This window comes from Bacillus sp. NTK074B (assembly GCF_017303375.1).
GTDB lineage: Bacteria > Bacillota > Bacilli > Bacillales > Bacillaceae_B > Rossellomorea.
In genome coordinates this window covers 1-264 of record NZ_JAFKOH010000123.1, presented here as the reverse complement: position 1 = coordinate 264, position 264 = coordinate 1, and the positions used below count along the sequence as shown (strand labels likewise).

Below are 264 nucleotides of genomic sequence, written 5' to 3'. Positions count from 1 at the left end.
ACGGATCCTCTGGCTGTTGCGCCGCATCACCGGGTTCCGGCAGGCGGTCTGAAGGCGCGGGAAAGGGGACGCGATGACACTGGAAAGACGGGTCGCCCAAGTCTTCCGTCTGACGGATGATAACTGGATGAAGCACGCCAATCCATGGAGCGTGTGGACCCGGTATTCGGTGTTGCCGCTGATCGTGCTGGCATTCTGGAGCCGGATCTGGATCGGCTGGTGGTGCCTGATCCCGGGCATTGCGTCGCTGCTCTGGGTCTTTCT

General features: G+C 61.7%; 1 protein-coding gene. It reads left to right on the top strand.

What is annotated here, in order from left to right; genetic code table 11:
* Positions 1–73: 73 nt before the first annotated feature.
* Positions 74–264, top strand: a 191-nt coding sequence (locus tag JI667_RS23430) for a DUF6653 family protein (RefSeq protein WP_368077927.1), incomplete at its 3' end; no start/stop codon positions are given.